The sequence below is a fragment of the Streptomyces sp. NPDC059743 genome, from assembly GCF_042732975.1.
In the GTDB taxonomy this organism is placed as follows: Bacteria; Actinomycetota; Actinomycetes; order Streptomycetales; family Streptomycetaceae; genus Streptomyces.
Window position 1 is genome coordinate 94,193 of record NZ_JBHWGS010000002.1, and the last position, 18,007, is coordinate 112,199.

The window sequence follows — 18,007 nt, forward strand, 5'->3', positions numbered from 1 at the left end:
GAGCCTCCAGGGGCAGGTGCGGGGGCGAGGGCGGGACGCGGTGGGATCAGGAGCGCGGTGGGGTCAGGGCGTCAGGACGTCAGGACGCCTTCTTGAACTCGAACTGCCAGATCCCGATCAGTTCCTTGCCGCTGGCCTCCACGATGCTGACCTGTGTGGCGCTGGTGGGCTCGCCGGTCTGGCTGGAGAAGAACGCGCTGCCGGGGATCGTACGGTACGTCTTCTTGTACGGCTCCTGCTCGGCCTGCTGACCGTCGATGAAGAGCGTCCAGCCGTGCTCGGCGATCGTCGGGTCGACACCGAAGTGGACCTGGTCGTCCATGGAGACCTCGACGGTCTTCTCCGGCTTCTTGTTGAGGCAGGGCTGGATCTCGGTCTGCTTGATCGCCTTGCCGTCGTTGTAGCAGGCGGCCTCGGTGTTGACCGAGTTGTCGCCGATCGTCACGGTCGCGAGCGGCGTCGGCTTGTCACAGGCGGCGAGGACGAGGAGTCCGGCGGACACAGCACCGAGGACGACGCCGGCCCTGCGGGCCCTACCAGAGAAGAACGCAACGGTCATGGGGCGAAGGCTATCGGTCGTACCGGCACGGGCCGCCAGGGGGTACGGCGAGCCGCACCTGGTCACGCGGCGTACGGGAGCGGCGGCGCTGGGTCCTGGGGCTGGTGGTGCGGCTGGTGGTGCTTGGGGCTGCCCGGGGCTGCTCGGCGCCCGGGACCTGGGGCCTGATGTCTGGTGCCTTGCGCCATTCCTCAGGCCACGCGGGGATGGGACGTCAGGCCACGCGGGGATGCGGCGTGCCGTGTCTGGCCACCGTCAGCAGTCCGCGCGCCGCGAAGAGCGCTCCGACGCCGATGATGGCGGCGGCGACGGACATGCCCAGCACTCCGTTGAGCGGCAGCGCGATCCCGATCGCGCCGCCCACCACCCAGGACATCTGGAGCAGCGTCTCGGAGCGCGCGAAGGCCGAGGTCCGTACCTGTTCCGGCACGTCCCGCTGGATCACCGCGTCCAGGGACAGCTTCGACAGCGCCTGGCAGAGCCCGGCGACCGCGCACAGCAGAGCCATCAGCGGACCGCCGAAGAACAGCGCCGCGAGAATTGCCGTGCTGAGGGCGATGGCCAGCATCGTGGCGATGATCAGCTCGGGGCCACGGGCCTTGAGCCATGCGCCCAGCGCCGTACCCAGCGCGTTGCCCGCACCGGCCGCGACGCCCACGATGCCGAGGGAGACGGCGGCCGTCTGGCCCGGGAGCGGCTGCTCGCGCAGCAGAAAGGCGAGGAAGAAGATCAGGAAGCCGGAGAGCGCGCGGTGGGACGCGTTCGCCTGGAGACCGTGCAGGACGGAGGGACCGACCGTACGGAGACTGGGCCGTTTCTCGCCGCGCTTGGCCAGCCGGGCCTTGCGTTCGCCCTTCGCCGAGTCGACCTTGTGCGGCAGCGAGAACGCCAGGAACGTTCCGCCGAGGAAGACCAGACAGGCGCCGTAGAGCGGCCACTTGGGACCGATCTGGTGCAGCCCGGCACCGATCGGCGCGGCGACTCCGGTGGCGAGCAGCCCGGCGAGCGTGACGCGGGAGTTGGCCCGTACCAGCGAGAAGCGCGGTGGCAGCAGCCGGGGCACGACCGCGCTGCGGATCACTCCGTACGCCTTCGACGCGACCAGCACACCGAGCGCCGCCGGATACAGCTCCAGACTGCCGGTGATGACGGCGGCCGACATGAGGATGGCGAGCGCGGCCCTGGTGAACATGGCGCAGGCCATGGCGGCGCGGCGGCCGTGCGGAAGGTGGTCGAGGAGCGGGCCGATGACCGGGGCGAGGAGGGTGAAGGGCGCCATGGTGATGGCGAGGTAGAGCGCGACGCGGCCCCGGGCCTCGTCGGTCGGTACGGAGAAGAAGACGGTCGAGGCGAGCGCGACGGTGATCATGACATCGCCGGCGCCGTTCACGGCGTGCAGCTCGATCAGCTTGCCGAGTCCGGACTCGCCCGCGCCGTGCGCGTGCGTGGCCTTGCGGATGGTTCTGGCGGTGCCGGTGACCGGCAGGCGCACGGCATGGCCGAGGGCCCGCCCGGTCCTGCGGAGCGGGCCGGCTGCGTCGTCGGACGACCTTGCGGCTGCCACCCCGTCATAGTGCCCCAAGGCTCCCTGGTGCGAACCGAACCCGGGCATGACGGGGCCGTGACGGCGCCATGAAGGACGAGCCGGGGCGCGACATCGGCGGGTGGGAAGGAGTTCACCGGGTGGTGGCCGGCGCGACGGATTACGGGCCGGTCGCGGGCAGGTCCGGGGCGGGTCCGAGCCCGGGCGCGGGCAGGTCCTGGCCTGCTTCCGGCTCCGTCCCGGGGCCGATCCGGGCCGATCCAGGTTGATTCGGGGCGGATCCGGGAGGGTCCCGGGGGTCCCGGGAGGGATCCGAAGCCGGTTCGCGGCGGGTTCTTGGCGGATTCCCGGTGGATTCCTGGCGGGTTCCGAACCCGTCACAGGCCGGATCTCGCAGGGTCACGGCCTTGTTGCGGTGTTGCCCGAAGTGCGGGAAAGGCGGCGTGCAGGTGGGCGGGGGGCGGCAGAGGGGGTAGCGTGCGTAGCGCGCCACCGGCGGTTGTTCTCGGCCGCGCGCCTCTTCGTCATCCCGCAGAATGGATAACGGTAGGTGTGCCCGAGGAGAGGTCGGGCGCGGACGTCGATGCGGCCCTCTGGTCCGCTCCGCCCGCGGCTCGTACATCGCGAATCGGCCGGCGCACCCGTGATACGGCGTAGGAGAGAAGCGAGACCTGTGAGTGCTGCGACGACGCGAAGCCGTACCCCTGACCGCCTGTGCGTCGAGGCGGTAGACCTCGCCAGGACGGCCGCCGAGGAGGCAGCCGCGCCCGGGGTCGTCGGGGAGCATGTCTCGGCGGTGGCGGACGGGGACCGGGTCGTCACCCACTTCTTCGAGTGCAAGGAGCCGGGATACCGGGGCTGGCGCTGGGCGGTGACGGTCGCGCGGGCCTCCCGCGCCAAGGTCGTCACGCTGGACGAAACGGTGCTGCTGCCGGGCCCCGACGCCCTGCTGGCGCCGGAGTGGGTGCCCTGGAGCGAGCGGCTCAGGCCCGGCGACATGGGTCCTGGCGATCTGCTGCCCACGGAGGCGGAGGACCTGCGGCTGGAGCCCGGCTACTCGGGCGAGGACGTGCCGCCGCCGAATTCGGTGCTGGCTCCGGACGCGGTGACTCCGCAGAACCTCGCGGATCTCGTGGAGGCGGAGGACGCGGAGCCGACGGAGGATCTGACCGCCGGGGTCGGGGCCGCGGGGACTGCCGGGACCGCGGGCGTGGCCGAGACGGAGGGCCCCGAGGGAGTCTCCCCCGTACCCGCGCGTGGCTCGATCGCGTCGGTCGCCGAGGAACTGGGCATGCGCCGGGCGCGTGTGCTGTCGCGGTACGGGCTGCATGTGGCGGCCGACCGCTGGGACGAGTCGTTCGGCGCGAAGACTCCCATGGCCCAGGCGGCGCCCGCGCCCTGTGTCTCCTGCGGCTTCCTGCTGCCGCTGGCGGGCTCGCTGCGCCAGGCCTTCGGCGTCTGCGCGAACGAGTTCTCGCCGGCGGACGGCCATGTCGTCTCGCTGGCGTACGGCTGCGGCGGCCACTCGGAGGCGGCGGTCATGCCCAAGCCGCTGCGCCCGGCGCCGCCCGTACTGGACTCGATGGCCGCGGACACCTTCCCGCTGCGGCCGTCCCCGGACAGCGGCTCGGTGTCGGCGGAGCCGGAGGACGAAACGGAAGATCTGGGCCACTCGTAAGCCGACGGCCAGGAGCCGACGGCCAGGGCGACGGCGGCGCGGGCGAAGGCTGTGGGCGAATACCGACTCGCCCTGCCGGAGAGATTCCGGCAGGGCGAATGGTCAAACACCCGTGAACGATGTTCCAGCGAAATCAGCTTCCGTATCCACCACCTCGCAATGCGCGGTAGCCGCCGGGACAGGTGATCGTGACGCGCTTGGCCCCGGCCAGCGGGCCGACGACGTACCGATAACCGTTCGAGCAGTCGACATAGACGTAGTAGCGGTTGCCGGAGCAGGAGACGGCGAACGTGGAACCCGAGAAGTACGGATCCCAGCAGCTCAGCGAAGCCTCCTGCGGCGGCACTTCTCTCTCGTGCCCGGCCGACCCGGCGACCGTCCCGCTCGTCGTCCGCCCGGTGGCGAGATCCGCCGCCGAGTATCCCGCGCCGCCCGGCGCGTCAGCGGCGTACGCCACCGGCGCAAGCCCGCCGCCGATACCGAGAGCGAGCACCGCGCCGGCCAGGAGCACGCCCAGAGATTTGAGAATCTTCATTTCATTCCCTTCCAGGCCTCGGTTCGCCCGGCACTTCTGCCGGACGAATCCCCGAGACGAAATCGAGGATCCCGGCGTCGCGATATCGGATCAAGACGGTCGCCATTACGTTCCGTAATCGCCGATGAATTGTCGATCACCTTGATTCGTTGCCATCCTTAGGAAGAGTCGTTTCATCGCGCGGCCCTGCCCGAATGGAGATTCACCCGAACGGTTGGCGAATTCTCGTCAAGACGGTTCTGTTTACGAATAACAACGACAGGAGCACAACGACAGGAGCGCGACTCGTCCGAGTCGACCGTGCCGCTCGGCAGCGCGGCTCGGGCGCGTGGCTTGCTCCCGTCGCCGGAGGCGACCCCGCACCCCTGGGTAGGGGGGTACGCGGTACCTTCGGGCCGCACGGGGATGGTGGGGCGTAGTCGGAGCAGAGTGGAGTCACAGCGTGAGCGTCAGGACGACCGAGGGCGCCGACCCGTTCGGGACGGCGCGGCTGCGGCGTGGGGTGCTTGATGCGTGGGGGGCCAGTCCCGCGCGGTTCCGGGAGGACGCCAACGCCGAGGAGGATCTCGCGCTCGGCGGGTACCGCGACCGGCTCGTGGTCGAGCTGGCCCAGAACGCCGCCGACGCCGCCGCGCGTGCCGGAGTGCCCGGACGGTTCCGGCTGACTCTGCGGCCCGGTACCGCCGACAGCCCCGCCGTGCTGGTGGCCGCCAATACCGGTGCTCCGCTCGACGCCGCCGGTGTCGAGTCGCTCAGCACCCTGCGCGCCTCCGCCAAGCGCGAGGGCCACGAGGCCGCTGTCGGACGGTTCGGTGTCGGATTCGCCGCCGTGCTCGCCGTCAGCGACGAGCCGGCCGTCATCGGACGCCACGGCGGTGTCCGCTGGTCCCTCGCCGAGGCCCGCGAGCTGGCCGGGCAGGCCGCCGCGACAAGCCCGGGCCTCGGCGACGAACTGCGCCGCCGCGAGGGCCACGTACCGCTGCTGCGGCTGCCTCTGCCCGCCGAGGGCACGGCGCCGGACGGATACGACACCGTCGTCATCCTGCCGCTGCGCGACGGCACCGCGGCCGATCTCGTGGAGCGGCTCCTCGCCGGGATCGACGATGCCCTGCTGCTGACTCTCTCCGGGCTCACCGAGATCGTCGTCGAGACACCGGACGGCGGTGAGCGCGTGCTGCGCCGCTCGCAGCACGGACCGTACGTCGACATCGAGGACGTCGGTGTCAAGGACGGTATCGAGGACAGTGCCGGCCGCAACCGCTGGCGCGTCGTCAGCCACCACGGTCCCACCGCGCCCGGCCTCCTCGAAGGGCGGCCTCTGGAGGAGCGGCTGCGCCCGCACTGGTCGGTCACCTGGGCCGTTCCCGTGGACGCCGAGGGCGCTCCCGGGCGGCCCCGCACCGCACCCGTCGTACACGCGCCGACCCCGACCGACGAGCCTCTCGGCGTGCCCGCCCTGCTGATCGCCTCGCTGCCGCTGGACACCACCCGGCGCCATCCCGCGCCCGGACCGCTCACCGACTTCCTGGTGGAGAAGGCGGCCGACGCGTACGCCGAGCTGCTCGGCGGCTGGGCGCCCGTCTCCACCGGGACCATCGACCTGGTGCCGGGACCGCTCGGCAAGGGCGAGCTGGACGGTCGGCTGCGCGCCGCGATCCTGGAACGGCTGCCACGGGTCGCCTTCCTCGCGTCGGCAGCCTCGCAGGCCCCGGCGACCTCGGAAACCGCGCCCGCCCCGTCGGCTTCGGACGAAGAAGCGAACGAAGCACCCACCGCCCTCCGGCCCTTCGAAGCCGAGGTCGTCGAAGGCGCGGGCGCCGACACCGTACGCGTACTCGCCGAAGTACTGCCCACCCTGCTGCCCGCCGGCCTCGAACGCCGCACCGAGCTGCGCACCCTGGGCGTCGGCCGGCTCCCGCTCGGCGAGGCCATCGAGCGGATCGCCGGTGTCGAGCGACCGCCCGCGTGGTGGTGGCGGCTGTACGAGTCGCTCGCGGGCGTCGATCCCGAGCGGCTCTCCGGGCTGCCGGTGCCGCTGGCCAACGGCCGTACCACCATCGGCCCGCGCCAGGTCCTGCTGCCGCTGCCCGACGCCGAGGCCGCCGCGGATCTCGCCAGGCTGGGACTGAAGGTCGCGCATCCCGAGGCCGCCCATCCGCTGCTGGAGAAGCTGGGCGCGCTGCCCGCCACTCCTCGCGCCGTACTGACGACGCCTCAGGTACGCACCGCCGTCGCCGCCTCGCTGGACGCGGGCGAGATCTGGGACGAGGAGGCCGCCACTCCGGACGCCGAGGAACTGGCCGAGATCGTGCTCGGTCTCGTACGGGACGCGGGACTTGAGGCGGGCGACGAACCGTGGCTCGGCGCGCTCGCCCTGACCGACGAGGACGGCGAACTGGCTCCCGCCGGTGAACTCGTCCTGCCCGGCAGCCCGTTCGCCGCCGTCCTGCGCGAGGACGAACTCGCCTTCTGTGACGCCGAGTTGGCCGAGCGCTGGGGCGAACAGCCGCTCGCCGCCTGTGGCGTACTGGCCAACTTCGCGCTCGTACGCGCCACGGACGTCGTCCTCGATCCCGACGAACTGGAGCCCCGCGACGGCGACTTCGCCGAGCCCGACGACGCGGGTCTGCTGGACGCGGTGGACGTCTGGTGCGAGGACGTCCTCGACCGGCTGCCCGAGACGCCGGTGCCGCCGGTCGCCACGGAGATCGTGGCCGTACGGGACCTGGACCTGGTGGACGACGACGCCTGGCCGCAGGCGCTCGCCCTGCTGGCCCGGCCGCCGCTGCGGGACGCGCTGACGCAGTCCGTACGGATCCTGCTGCCCGACGGCACGACGGAGACCGTACGTTCGTACACCGCGTGGTGGCTGCGCGACCATCCCGTACTGGACGGCCGGCGCCCGGCCGGACTGCGCTCCGCGGGCGGCGATCCGCTGCTGGCCGGGCTGTACGACTCGGTGGACGCGACGGGCTTCGACGACGCGCAGGTGCTGCGGGCGCTGGGCGTACGGACCTCGGTCGCCGCGCTGCTGGACGAGCCCGGCGGCGCGGCGGAGCTGCTCGGCCGGCTCGCCGATCCGGACCGCGAGGTCACACCGCAGCAGTTGCACGCCCTCTACACGGCCCTCGCCGATCTCGACCCGGAACAGGTGACGCTCCCGGACGAGCTGCGGGCCGTCGTGGACGGCGAGGTACGAGTGGTCGACGCGGCGGAGGCGGTGGTCGCGGACGCTCCCGATCTGCTGCCGCTGACGGGCGGGCTGCCGCTGCTGCCGGTGTCACCGACGCGGTTCGCGGAGCTTGCCGAGCTGCTCCAGGTACGGCGGCTGAGCGAGGCGGTCGTGGCGGAGGTGACCACGGAGGGCGAGGAGCACACGGTCCCGGAGTCGGTCCATGTCCTGCTCGGCGCGGGCACGCCCGAGGCGTACGTGGAGCACGAGGAACTGCTCGCGGGCGGCGCCGAGTTGGACTGGCGCCGGACACCGGACGGAGTGGTGCACGCGGCGACGCTGGAGGGCGTGGCGGCGGGACTCGCCTGGGCGGCGGGCCAGTGGCCACGGCGCTTCGAGGTGGCGGCGCTGCTGGAGGACCCGTCCCGGACGGAGGAACTGGCGCGGGACAGGTGGTTCGACTAGGGCCTGTCTTCAAAGGTATTTGATGGGGCATCATGTGGTGCATGGTGCGGCGGCATGAGCTCTCGGACGAAGAGTGGGATGTGCTGTCGGGGCTGCTGCCGAGGACGGAGACGGGGCGGCCCCGGCGGGACGACCGGGTGGTGCTGAACGGGATCGTATGGAAACTGCGGACCGGTTCGGCCTGGCGTGATGTGCCCGGGAGGTATGGGTCCTGGCGGACGTTGTACACGCGTTTTCGCAGGTGGGCGCTGGACGGTACGTTCACACGGATGCTGGAGACGGTCCAGGCCCAGAAGGATGCGGCCGGGGATATCGACTGGTTGGTGTCGGTGGACTCCACGATCGCCCGCGCTCATCAGCACGCGGCCGGCGCCCGCAATAAGGGGCAGCCCCCGCAGAAGCGGCACACGCTCACGCCCTCGGACGATCCCGTGGAGGACTGACCACTAAAATCCACCTCGCCTGCGACGGCCGCGGTCGCCCGCTCGGCTTCGTCCTCACGGGCGGCAACATCAATGACTGCACCCAGTTCGAGCAGGTCCTCGCGCAGATCAAGGTCCGTCGCCCGGGGCCGGGCCGACCGCGCACCCGGCCCGATCATCTCCTGGGCGACAAGGGGTACAGCAGTCGGCGCATACGCAACTACCTGCGAAAACGCGGCATCCCGCACACCATTCCCGAACGCTCGGACCAGCGGGCGCACCGCCGCCGACGTGGCAGCAACGGCGGTAGACCAGCCGCTTTCGACAAGGAGCGCTACAAACAGCGCAACGTCGTCGAACGCTGCTTCAACGCGTTGAAGCAGTATCGGGCCATCGCCACCCGCTACGACAAAACCCGCGAATCCTACGAAGCGGCTCTCACTATCGCGTCACTCCTGATGTGGATATGACCCTTTGAAGACAGACCCTAGGCCGCGTGCGGTTTGGCCAGGACCTCAGGCCGCGTCCGGTTCGTCGGTTCGGCCAGGGCCCGGCCGGTCGATCTCCGCAAAGATTTCCTATTCTCGTACAACTTTTCACTCTCTCCCCAGGTCTGTTTCCCCGGGTCAACAGACCCGAATGAACCAGACTTGGGGAACACATGCGTATTCGTGCCACTGTTGCTGCCGTATCCGGCGCCCTGGCTCTGTCCGCGCTCGCCGTGCCGGCGTCCCAGGCCGCGCAGTCGGACGACCACGGTCTGTCGGTCGGGGGCTTCGAGTTCCTCCGGCAGGGCGACGGCGTGTCGCCGCGGGCCCAGTCCCGCGCGCTGTCGGCGCAGGACGCCGGCCTGCCCGTGATCAACAAGGTCGTCGTGAACGGCGGCAAGCCGATCGTGATCGGCAGCACCACCGTCAAGAAGGTGACCATGTCCGCCACAGCGACGGACGACTCGGGCATCCTCGACGTCAGCGCTCTCATCTGGGAGGGCAGCAGCCTCAGCAGCCCGAGCAGCAGGTACTTCGTCCCGAACGACGACATCGTGTGCAAGGCGAGTGGCACCACGTCGACCTGCACGCACACCACCACGATCGACGCGGGGTGGCTGGTCAACACGGACGCCAAGACCTGGAACGTCGCGGCCGGCGCGTACGGCAACGGCGGTGAGGACGACCTCACCGTGGTGGAGAAGTTCAACACCGTCAAGCTCCAGCGCCAGTCGAAGCTGACGGTCAACGCCACGCCTGAGCCCGTCAAGAAGGGCGGCACCATCACCATCACGGGCAGCCTGACCCGTGCGGACTGGGACAAGAACAAGTACGTGGGCTTCGGTACCCAGTCGGTGGTGCTCCAGTTCCGTAAGAAGAGCAGCACCGCTTACACCAACGTCAAGGGCGTGAAGTCTTCCTCCACCGGTGCGTTGAAGACCACCGTCAAGGCGTCGGAGGACGGCTACTACCGCTGGAACTACCTGGGTATCGCCTCGACCGCGCCGGTCGCCGTTGCGGGTGACTACATCGACGTGAAGTAGTCGGTAGTTCCGTACCTGCGGCACAAAAGATTCACGAAGGGTCCGGCAATCCGCCGGGCCCTTTCGTCGTCCCAAGGACGCCCACGCCCACGTCCGGTTCGGCCAGGGTCTGGCCGGTCGATCTTCGCAAAGATTTCCTATTCTCATACAACTTTTCACCAGCTCCCCAGGTCTGACTTCCCGGGTCAACAGATCCACAGAAACCAGACTTGGGGAACACATGCGTATTCGTGCCACTGTTGCCGCGGTCTCCGGCGCCCTGGCCCTGTCCGCTCTCGCCGTGCCGGCCTCGCAGGCCGCGCAGCCGGATGATCTCCGCTCGACGGTCGGACAGCTCAAGGGGCTCGTGCAGGACCACGCGGCCGGGCCCTCGGCCAAGCGCCAGGCGCTTGCCGCGAACGCCAACACCCCCGCCGTGATCACCAAGGCGGTGGTGAACGGCGGCAAGCCCATCGTGGTTTCCGCGACCGGGAGCAAGAAGGTGTCCCTGTCGATCACCGCGTCCGACAACTCAGGCATCGCCGCTGCCGTCGGCGTGCTCTGGACGGGCAAGAACCTGGACGACCCGAACAGCAACGGGTTCAACCAGAACGAGGAACTGGCCACGTGCAAGGCCGTGAACGCCACGACCTCGACCTGCACAGGCACCTTCACCCTCACGGCCAAGCAGCTCAGGAACATCGACGCCACGAACTGGAACGTCCTGGTCATCGCGGCGGGCTATGACGACGAGGACATCACGATCAAGGAGTCCGTCTCCAAGGTCAAGGTCCAGCGTGAGGCGAAGCTGACGGTGAACGCCGCGCCTGAGCCCGTCAAGAAGGGTGGCACCATCACCATCACGGGCAGCCTGACCCGTGCGGACTGGGACAAGAACAAGTACGTGGGCTTCGGTACCCAGTCGGTGGTGCTCCAGTTCCGTAAGAAGAGCAGCACCGCCTACACCAACGTCAAGGGCGTGAAGTCCTCTTCCACCGGTGCGCTGAAGACCACCGTCAAGGCGTCGGAGGACGGCTACTACCGCTGGAACTACCTGGGTATCGCCTCGACCGCGCCGGTCGCCGTCGCGGGCGACTACATCGACGTGAAGTAGTCGGTAGTTCCGTACCCACGGCACAAAAGATTCGGAAGGGGCCCGGCAGTCGCCGGGCCCCTTCGCCGTCCCGAGGGAGCTCGCGCCCATGCCTGCGCTCACGCACGCCTACGCCGGGAATCTTCGGCTCACCCATCGCCAGCAGAACTCCAGCGCCGCCGATGCCACGACCGCGATCCCGACCGCCAGCCACGGCATCGTCGTACCCACCAGCTTCAGCGCGAAGAAGTGCTGGAGCGTCGGTACGGCCAGTACCACCAGGAACGCCAGTCCCATCGCTGCCACCAGCCCGATCCGCCACCAGGTGTACGGGCGCGCCACGATCGCCAGCACCCACATGGAGACCAGGAAGAGCGTGAGGGTGGCCGCGCTGGTCTCGGCGTTGAGGGCGTCGGGGCCCGTGTAGTAGTGCCGGGCCACCATATAGGCGACGAAAGTCGCGATTCCGGCGATGATGCCCGACGGGATCGAGTACCGCATCACCCGCCGTACGAAGTTCGGCTGCGCCCGCTCCGTGTTCGGCGCCAGCGCGAGGAAGAACGCCGGTACGCCGATCGTCAGCGTCGACAGCAGCGTGAGATGCCGTGGCAGGAACGGATACTCCACCTGGAAACAGGCCACCAGGATCGCCAGCAGCACCGAGTAGACCGTCTTCGTCAGAAAGAGGGTCGCCACCCGTGTGATGTTGCCGATGACCCGCCGGCCCTCCGCCACCACCGACGGCAGCGTCGAGAAGCTGTTGTTCAGCAGCACGATCTGGGCCACGGCCCGGGTCGCCTCCGAGCCCGAGCCCATCGAGACTCCGATGTCCGCGTCCTTCAGCGCCAGGACGTCATTGACGCCGTCGCCGGTCATCGCGACCGTGTGCCCGCGCGACTGGAGGGCGCCGACCATGTCGCGTTTCTGCTGCGGAGTGACGCGGCCGAAGACCGTGGCGGCGTCGATGGCCTCCGCCATCTCCTCCCGCGCGGTGGGCAGCAGCCGGGCGTCGACCGTACGCTCCGCGCCCGCGAGACCGAGTTTTCCGGCCACCGCGGCCACCGAGACCGCGTTGTCGCCGGAGATGACCTTGGCGTCCACGTTCTGCTGGGCGAAGTAGTCGAGGGTGTCGGCGGCGTCCGGCCGCAGCCGCTGCTCCAGCACGAGGATCGCGGTCGCCTCGGCTCCGGCCACCGTCTCCGGCGCGTCCAGGTGAGGGACAGCGTCGCCCGAGTCGCCCACGCCTGAGGCGCGGGCCAGCAGCAGGACCCGCAGGCCCTGTTCATTGAGGTGATCGATCTCGGCGAGCGCCGGATCGTCGTGCGGCAGCAGCACGTCCGGCGCGCCGAGCAGCCAGCCCGAGGAGGAGCCGTCGGCCTCGCTGAAGGCCGCGCCGCTGTACTTCCGTACGGAGGAGAAGGGCAGCGCCGCCGCCACGGGCCACTCGCCGCGCTCCTCGCCGAACGCGTCCACGACCGCCTGGAGGCTGGCGTTGGGGCGCGGATCGGACGCGCCGATCGCGCCGAGCACCTTCCGTACGTACGTCTCGTCGGCGCCGCCCAGCACGCGCAGCTCGCTGACGTTCATACCGCCCTCGGTCAGCGTGCCGGTCTTGTCGAGACAGACGACATCGACGCGCGCGAGGCCCTCGATCGCGGGCAGCTCCTGGACGAGGCACTGCTTACGGGCGAGCCGGATGACACCGATCGCGAAGGCGACGGAGGTCAGCAGTACCAGGCCCTCGGGGATCATCGGGACGATACCGCCGACGGTTCTGGCGATGGAGTCCTTGAAGTTGCTCTGCTTGACGACGAGCTGGCTGACGATGAGCCCGAGGGCCGTCGGGACCATCATCCAGGTCACATATTTGAGGATGGTGCTGATGCCGTTGCGCAGCTCGGAGTCCACGAGCGTGAAACGGGACGCCTCCTCGGCGAGCTGCGCGGCATAGGCGTCGCGCCCGACCTTGGTCGCCCGGAACGCGCCGCCGCCGACGACCACGAAGCTGCCGGACATGACGGAGTCGCCGGGACGTTTCAGTACGGGATCGGCCTCGCCGGTGAGCAGCGACTCGTCCACTTCGAGGCTGTCGGCCTCGACCACCTCGCCGTCGACGACGACCTTGTCGCCGGGACCCAGCTCGATGAGATCGCCGAGGACGATCTGCGCGGTGGAGATCTCGGCGGCGACGCCGTCGCGCCGTACGGTCGGTTTCGCCTCGCCGATGACGGCCAGTCCGTCCAGCGTTCTCTTGGCGCGCAGTTCCTGGATGATGCCGATGCCGGTGTTGGCGAGGATCACATAGCCGAAGAGCGTGTCCTGGATCGGTGCGACGAAGGACATGATCACCCAGAGCACGCCGATGACCGCGTTGAAGCGGGTGAAGACATTGGCGCGGACGATCTCGACGGCGGAGCGGCTGCTGCGGACGGGTACGTCGTTGACCTCACCGCGGGCGACATGCTGCGCGACCTCGGCGGCGGTCAGCCCGGTGTGGCGACCGGAGGGCCGCGGGAGCTTCATGGGATGTACGGGATCGAGTTCGGCGCCCGCGTCGATGTTGGGGCCGTGAGATCCGCGGCCGTGCGGCTCGGGGCCATGGGGCTCGGGGCCGTCGGTGTCGATCTTCGCCCGCTGCGTCATGGTTCCGACGGTACGACCGGTGAGGCGCGTTCACCCGCCGAGGGCCCGGAGATCAGCCCCAGGGACGACCCGGGGACGAGTGAGATGGTCCTGTGGCAGTACGTGGGGGAGGGCGGAGGTCAGGCCTTGGTCAGGGTCACGTCAGGGGCGTGTACGGGGGCGCGCGTAGTCGGTCAGGCGGCGGTCGGTCAGGCCGTCGGCCCGGAGCGATCATCGGAACCCGAGTCCTTGTCGGCTTCTCCGGCCTGCTCGGCCTCGCGCGCAGCTGCCGCGCGCTTGAGCGCCGCGTCCCGCCCGCGTACGTACCAGATCCCGATCAGCCCGAGCCCGCCACCGGCCAGACACGTCCAGATCCACCACGCGTGCCCGTGGTCGCTGTACCAGCCGTAGAACGGGAGCTGTACGAGGAAGAGGACGAACCAGATGATCGTGCCGCCCGTGATGGTGCCGACGACCGGCCCCTCCAGAGGCTCGGGCGCCGCACGCCGGGGAGTTGCCGTCGAAGAACCGGTCATGGCCCTCAGTCTATGCGGCGCCTTCCGGGCGGAGCTTTGCCTCGGTCCCGCCGTAGAACTTCTCCGTCTCGTCGACGGCCGCCCTGAAGCGTTCGTCGAAGTCGTCGCGGATGAGCGTCCCGGCCACATAGTCCTGGACGCTCATCCCTCGTCTGGCGGCGCGCTCCCGCAGCCGGTCGAGCAGCTCACCGTCTATCCGCAGGCTGAGCACTGTCGATCCCATGCGGACCAGGGTCGTGCGCGGGCACGCCCGGTCATATCGCTTTCCGGTGCGGACTCACTCGTATGAGTGATAAGCGCTGGTCCGGGGATTGATCCGCACGGTAGACCAGGGGGTCGCCGGGTGGCCCGCTGGGTGGCCTGCTTGGTGGTCCGCCCGGTGCCCATGGATCGGCGGCGCGCGGGCGAAACGCGGAGGAAACCGGGTGGTATTTAGGTTGGGTAATGAGTTATGCTAACAAACATGCCTGACCTGTCCCACGGCGACGACGCGATCGAGAACGACGCCGCCGTGAACGCACTCCGCTCCGCCGTCATGCGGCTGGGCCGGCGACTGAAGCACCAACGTGTGGACGAGTCGCTCAGCCCGACCGAGATGTCGGTGCTGGGCACGCTGGCCCGCTGTGGCTCCGCCACTCCGGGCGAGCTGGCACGCAAGGAGCATGTCCAGCCGCCGTCGATGACCCGCATCGTGGCGCTGCTGGAGGCGAAGGGCCTGGTCAGGCTGGAGCCGCATCCCGACGACCGTCGGCAGAAGGTGGTCAGCCAGACCGAGGAGGCCGAGGCGATGCTCGAAGAGAGCCGCCGCAGGCGCAATGTCTGGCTGGCGTCCCTCGCCGAGGGCCTGGACGAGGACGAGTGGGCGAAGCTGCGCGCTGCCGCCCCCGTACTGGAGAAGCTCGCCCACCTGTGATCCGCGCGCTGTAAGGAGGCGAACCCACTTTGAGTACGGGATCCGGAGCAGAATCCGCCCCCGCACCGAAATCCACCCACGACAGCACGACCGGGAGTGACAGCACGACACCGCAGGTCACGACACCGCACGAGGTCACGACACCGCACGAGGTGACGACGCCGGACGACACCGCGATCTCGGACGGCAGCACCACTCCGCACCACAGCAAGACCGGCGGCGGGACCTTCTCGTCGCTGAAGATCCGTAACTACCGGCTGTTCGCGACGGGTGCCGTCGTCTCCAACACCGGTACATGGATGTCCCGGGTGACCCAGGACTGGCTGGTACTCAGCCTCACGGGCTCCTCGGCGGCCGTTGGTATCACCACGGCCCTCCAGTTTCTGCCGATGCTGCTCTTCGGGCTGTACGGCGGTGTCGTCGCCGACCGCTATCCGAAGCGGCTGCTGCTGCTCTTCACCCAGGCCGCGATGGGTGTGCTGGGCGTCCTGCTGGCCGTTCTGACGCTGTCGGGACAGGTCCATGTCTGGCACGTCTATCTGATCGCGTTCCTGCTCGGCATGGTGACCGTCGTCGACAATCCGGCCCGGCAGTCCTTCGTCTCCGAGATGGTGGGCCCCGACCAGTTGCGCAACGCGGTCAGTCTGAACTCCGCCAACTTCCAGTCCGCGCGGCTCATCGGTCCTGCCGTGGCCGGTGTGCTGATCACCACGGTCGGCAGCGGCTGGGCCTTCATGCTGAACGGTCTGTCCTTCCTGGCGCCGCTGACCGGTCTGCTGCTGATGCGACAGCACGAACTGCACAAGTCCGTCCGTGTGCCGCGCGGTAAGGGCCAGCTGAGAGAGGGACTGCGCTATGTGCGCGGGCGGCCGGAGCTGATCTGGCCGATCGTCCTTGTCGGCTTCATCGGCACGTTCGGCTTCAACTTCCCGATCTGGCTGACGGCCTTCGCGCATGGAGTCTTCGACGGCGGCGCCGGGATGTACGCGTACTTCAACATCCTGCTCGCGGCCGGCTCACTGACCGGCGCCCTGCTCTCCGCCCGCCGCCGCTCCAGCCGGCTGAGACTGCTCCTGCTCACGGCGATGGGCTTCGGACTGCTGGAGATCGCGATTTCCCTGTCGCCGTCCGTCTGGCTGTTCTCGCTGCTGCTCGTACCGCTCGGCGTGATCGGACTGACGACGAACATAAGCGCCAACACGACCGTCCAGATGGCCTCGGACCCGGAGATGCGAGGCCGGGTGATGAGCCTCTACATGATGGTCTTCGTCGGCGGCACGCCGGTCGGCGGCCCGCTCCTCGGCTGGGTCACCGACACCTACGGCCCCAGAGTCGGCTTCGCCACCGGCGGCGCGGTCTCCCTCCTCGCGGCGGCGGCGATCGGCCTGGTCCTGGTCCGCGTGGCGGGCGTACGCGTCAGATTCGACCTCCGCGGAGGCCGCCCACGCGTGGAGTTCATACCGAGGGAACGGGAACTGGCGACGGCGGCGTAACGTTCGGTGGCCCGGAACGGCAACTACCGTTCCGGGCCACGGCTGTGAAAGGGGTCAGCCGCGGGGGAATTCGTCGGTCTTCAATGTCAGGCCTACCGCAGTGGCCGTGAGATCGATTTCCACGCCGAACGCGATGGTCAGGTCGCTGATGTACTCCCCATCCTTCGGCTGGGTGTAGACATGGCACCTGCCGGTATAAGGATCGGCGATCACATAGACGGGTACACCGGCTGCCGCGTAGACGTCCTTCTTCGGGCCGTAGTCGTTGACAGCGGTACCCTTCGAGATCACTTCGGCGACGAACTCGATGTCCTCATGACGCCAGCGCCCACTGGAGTCCTTCACGGCATCGTCCGCCATGGCTGCGACGTCGGAGCAGAATCCGTTGAGGTGCCCCGGGAAATCAATGCGTACATCGGACGCCAACCGCGCCCGAGGGTATTTGGCCCTGAGCTGCTCGACGAAACCCAGGATGATTTCCCAGTGAACCTGGCGCTGCGGCGACATATAGACAGCCCCCCCGACGATCTCGACCTTGTATCCCTCGGGGACGGGCATCTTTTCGAGCAGCTCGAACAATGTGTCCAGAGTCAGCTCGTCGCTCTCGTCGGCCATGGCGATCCTGTCGGTGTCAATGACGGTCATCGTGGCGCTCCTCCCCGCCGCCACGGGGTGCGGCAGCGCCCGGTACAACGATACGCACGGTGATCGGGTTACGTATGGGCTCGCGCCGTGGGAAGACTTGTGCGCATGAGACTTTTCGCCGCCGTGCTGCCACCCGCCGAGGCCTGCAAGGAACTGGATCCCGTCCGGGACCGGCTCAGGGCGATGCCCGGTGCCGACGGGTTGCGGTGGACCGGGCGGGACGGGTGGCACTTCACGCTCGCCTTCATGGGCGAGGTCGAGGACGCGGTGCTGCCGGAGCTGACCGCGCGGCTGGAGCGGGCCGGGCGGCGGACCGAGCCGTTTCCGTTGCGGCTGTACGGCGGCGGGCACTTCGGCGGGCGGGCGCTGTGGGCCGGGGCCGCCGGGGACATCGACACGCTGCGGCGCCTCGCGGAGCGCGCCGACGCCGCCGCGCGCCGGGCCGGTGTGCCGATGGAGGAGCACCGCCACTACCGGCCGCATCTCACGCTCGCCCACAGCCGTACGGACCAGGATCTGCGGCCGTACGCAACGGCCATGGACGGCTTCGAGGGCACACCGTGGGAGGTGGCCGAGATGGCGCTCGTACGGAGCCGGCTCCCGGTGAGCGGAGTGCCCGGCGAGCAGCCGCGGTACGAGACGCTCGTACGCTTCCCGCTCGGCCGGGCCCGCCGGGAGAAGCCGGACGGGGAAACGGATGGCGAAACGGACGGGAAGCCGAACGGCAACCCGGGCGCCGGCCAGGACCCGGGCGCCGGGCGTGAGAGCCTCGGCCGTTAACCTCGACCTGTGGACCCCAAAATCCGAAACCAAATCATGGC

General features: G+C 69.5%; 14 protein-coding genes and 1 pseudogene. 8 read left to right on the forward strand and 7 right to left on the reverse strand.

Annotated elements, in window-relative coordinates:
* Positions 1 to 79: 79 nt before the first annotated feature.
* Entirely contained in the window at positions 80 to 559 is a 480-nt protein-coding gene (locus tag ACFV6H_RS03555; protein WP_385538147.1) for a DUF2771 domain-containing protein, read from the reverse strand.
* Positions 560 to 773: 214 nt separating this feature from the next.
* Positions 774 to 2,171: an MFS transporter gene (locus tag ACFV6H_RS03560; protein ID WP_385538150.1), complete on the reverse strand. Its 1,398-nt coding sequence runs from the start codon at positions 2,169 to 2,171 to the stop codon at positions 774 to 776.
* A gap of 604 nt (positions 2,172 to 2,775) precedes the next feature.
* On the opposite strand from ACFV6H_RS03560, the gene ACFV6H_RS03565 reads away from it, so the two are divergent.
* The gene (locus ACFV6H_RS03565) at positions 2,776 to 3,780 is read left to right on the forward strand and encodes a DUF3027 domain-containing protein (protein ID WP_385538153.1); all 1,005 of its coding nucleotides are present in this window, start codon (positions 2,776 to 2,778) and stop codon (positions 3,778 to 3,780) included.
* A 133-nt stretch (positions 3,781 to 3,913) separates the two neighbouring features.
* Here the strand turns inward: ACFV6H_RS03565 and ACFV6H_RS03570 are convergent, their stop codons facing one another.
* Positions 3,914 to 4,315: a hypothetical protein gene (locus tag ACFV6H_RS03570; RefSeq protein WP_384779156.1), complete on the reverse strand. Its 402-nt coding sequence runs from the start codon at positions 4,313 to 4,315 to the stop codon at positions 3,914 to 3,916.
* Between the two features lie 442 nt (positions 4,316 to 4,757).
* On the opposite strand from ACFV6H_RS03570, the gene ACFV6H_RS03575 reads away from it, so the two are divergent.
* From ACFV6H_RS03575 to ACFV6H_RS03590, 4 genes are all read left to right on the forward strand, one after another.
* Positions 4,758 to 7,952 carry a sacsin N-terminal ATP-binding-like domain-containing protein gene (locus ACFV6H_RS03575; protein ID WP_385538157.1) on the forward strand — a complete coding sequence of 1,065 codons (3,195 nt, stop codon included), beginning with the start codon at positions 4,758 to 4,760 and terminating at the stop codon, positions 7,950 to 7,952.
* Positions 7,953 to 7,993: 41 nt separating this feature from the next.
* A protein-coding gene (locus ACFV6H_RS03580) for an IS5 family transposase (protein ID WP_385538160.1) occupies positions 7,994 to 8,844 on the forward strand; the annotation gives its coding sequence in 2 pieces (ribosomal slippage) (positions 7,994 to 8,338 and positions 8,341 to 8,844; 849 coding nt in all).
* A gap of 191 nt (positions 8,845 to 9,035) precedes the next feature.
* The gene (locus ACFV6H_RS03585; protein ID WP_385538164.1) at positions 9,036 to 9,905 is read left to right on the forward strand and encodes a DUF5707 domain-containing protein; all 870 of its coding nucleotides are present in this window, start codon (positions 9,036 to 9,038) and stop codon (positions 9,903 to 9,905) included.
* Positions 9,906 to 10,125: 220 nt separating this feature from the next.
* Positions 10,126 to 10,998, forward strand: a complete 873-nt coding sequence (locus ACFV6H_RS03590) for a DUF5707 domain-containing protein (RefSeq protein WP_385538168.1) — start codon at positions 10,126 to 10,128, stop codon at positions 10,996 to 10,998.
* A gap of 108 nt (positions 10,999 to 11,106) precedes the next feature.
* Here the strand turns inward: ACFV6H_RS03590 and ACFV6H_RS03595 are convergent, their stop codons facing one another.
* From ACFV6H_RS03595 to ACFV6H_RS03605, 3 genes are all read right to left on the reverse strand, one after another.
* Positions 11,107 to 13,620 carry a cation-translocating P-type ATPase gene (locus ACFV6H_RS03595; RefSeq protein ID WP_385538171.1) on the reverse strand — a complete coding sequence of 838 codons (2,514 nt, stop codon included), beginning with the start codon at positions 13,618 to 13,620 and terminating at the stop codon, positions 11,107 to 11,109.
* A 188-nt stretch (positions 13,621 to 13,808) separates the two neighbouring features.
* Complete coding sequence (locus ACFV6H_RS03600) at positions 13,809 to 14,135, reverse strand: DUF2530 domain-containing protein (RefSeq protein ID WP_385538174.1); 327 nt, start codon at positions 14,133 to 14,135, stop codon at positions 13,809 to 13,811.
* Positions 14,136 to 14,145: 10 nt separating this feature from the next.
* Positions 14,146 to 14,358, reverse strand: a complete 213-nt coding sequence (locus tag ACFV6H_RS03605) for a ribbon-helix-helix protein, CopG family (RefSeq protein ID WP_093599579.1) — start codon at positions 14,356 to 14,358, stop codon at positions 14,146 to 14,148.
* 240 nt (positions 14,359 to 14,598) lie between these two features.
* Here ACFV6H_RS03605 and ACFV6H_RS03610 point away from each other — a divergent pair, with 240 nt between their 5' ends.
* Positions 14,599 to 15,048 carry a MarR family winged helix-turn-helix transcriptional regulator gene (locus ACFV6H_RS03610; RefSeq protein ID WP_093599582.1) on the forward strand — a complete coding sequence of 150 codons (450 nt, stop codon included), beginning with the start codon at positions 14,599 to 14,601 and terminating at the stop codon, positions 15,046 to 15,048.
* A gap of 176 nt (positions 15,049 to 15,224) precedes the next feature.
* A complete protein-coding gene (locus tag ACFV6H_RS03615; protein ID WP_385538934.1) occupies positions 15,225 to 16,541 on the forward strand; it encodes an MFS transporter in 1,317 nt (438 codons plus the stop codon).
* Between the two features lie 54 nt (positions 16,542 to 16,595).
* Here ACFV6H_RS03615 and ACFV6H_RS03620 read toward each other — a convergent pair whose 3' ends face one another.
* Complete coding sequence (locus ACFV6H_RS03620) at positions 16,596 to 17,186, reverse strand: Uma2 family endonuclease (RefSeq protein WP_385538179.1); 591 nt, start codon at positions 17,184 to 17,186, stop codon at positions 16,596 to 16,598.
* A 105-nt stretch (positions 17,187 to 17,291) separates the two neighbouring features.
* Between ACFV6H_RS03620 and thpR the strand changes: the two are divergent.
* Positions 17,292 to 17,849, forward strand: a pseudogene (gene thpR, locus ACFV6H_RS03625) (RNA 2',3'-cyclic phosphodiesterase); the annotation flags it as partial.
* Positions 17,850 to 18,007 lie beyond the last annotated feature (158 nt).

Bases quoted from the DNA above. Each gene is read 5' to 3' on its own strand.
- ACFV6H_RS03590 (WP_385538168.1), top strand. From the start codon at position 10,126: ATGCGTATTCGTGCCACTGTTGCCGCGGTCTCCGGCGCCCTGGCCCTG.
- ACFV6H_RS03605 (WP_093599579.1), bottom strand. From the start codon at position 14,358: ATGGGATCGACAGTGCTCAGCCTGCGGATAGACGGTGAGCTGCTCGAC.
- ACFV6H_RS03600 (WP_385538174.1), bottom strand. From the start codon at position 14,135: ATGACCGGTTCTTCGACGGCAACTCCCCGGCGTGCGGCGCCCGAGCCT.
- ACFV6H_RS03560 (WP_385538150.1), bottom strand. From the start codon at position 2,171: ATGCCCGGGTTCGGTTCGCACCAGGGAGCCTTGGGGCACTATGACGGG.
- ACFV6H_RS03610 (WP_093599582.1), top strand. From the start codon at position 14,599: ATGCCTGACCTGTCCCACGGCGACGACGCGATCGAGAACGACGCCGCC.
- ACFV6H_RS03570 (WP_384779156.1), bottom strand. From the start codon at position 4,315: ATGAAGATTCTCAAATCTCTGGGCGTGCTCCTGGCCGGCGCGGTGCTC.
- ACFV6H_RS03595 (WP_385538171.1), bottom strand. From the start codon at position 13,620: ATGACGCAGCGGGCGAAGATCGACACCGACGGCCCCGAGCCCCATGGC.
- ACFV6H_RS03620 (WP_385538179.1), bottom strand. From the start codon at position 17,186: ATGACCGTCATTGACACCGACAGGATCGCCATGGCCGACGAGAGCGAC.
- ACFV6H_RS03585 (WP_385538164.1), top strand. From the start codon at position 9,036: ATGCGTATTCGTGCCACTGTTGCTGCCGTATCCGGCGCCCTGGCTCTG.
- ACFV6H_RS03555 (WP_385538147.1), bottom strand. From the start codon at position 559: ATGACCGTTGCGTTCTTCTCTGGTAGGGCCCGCAGGGCCGGCGTCGTC.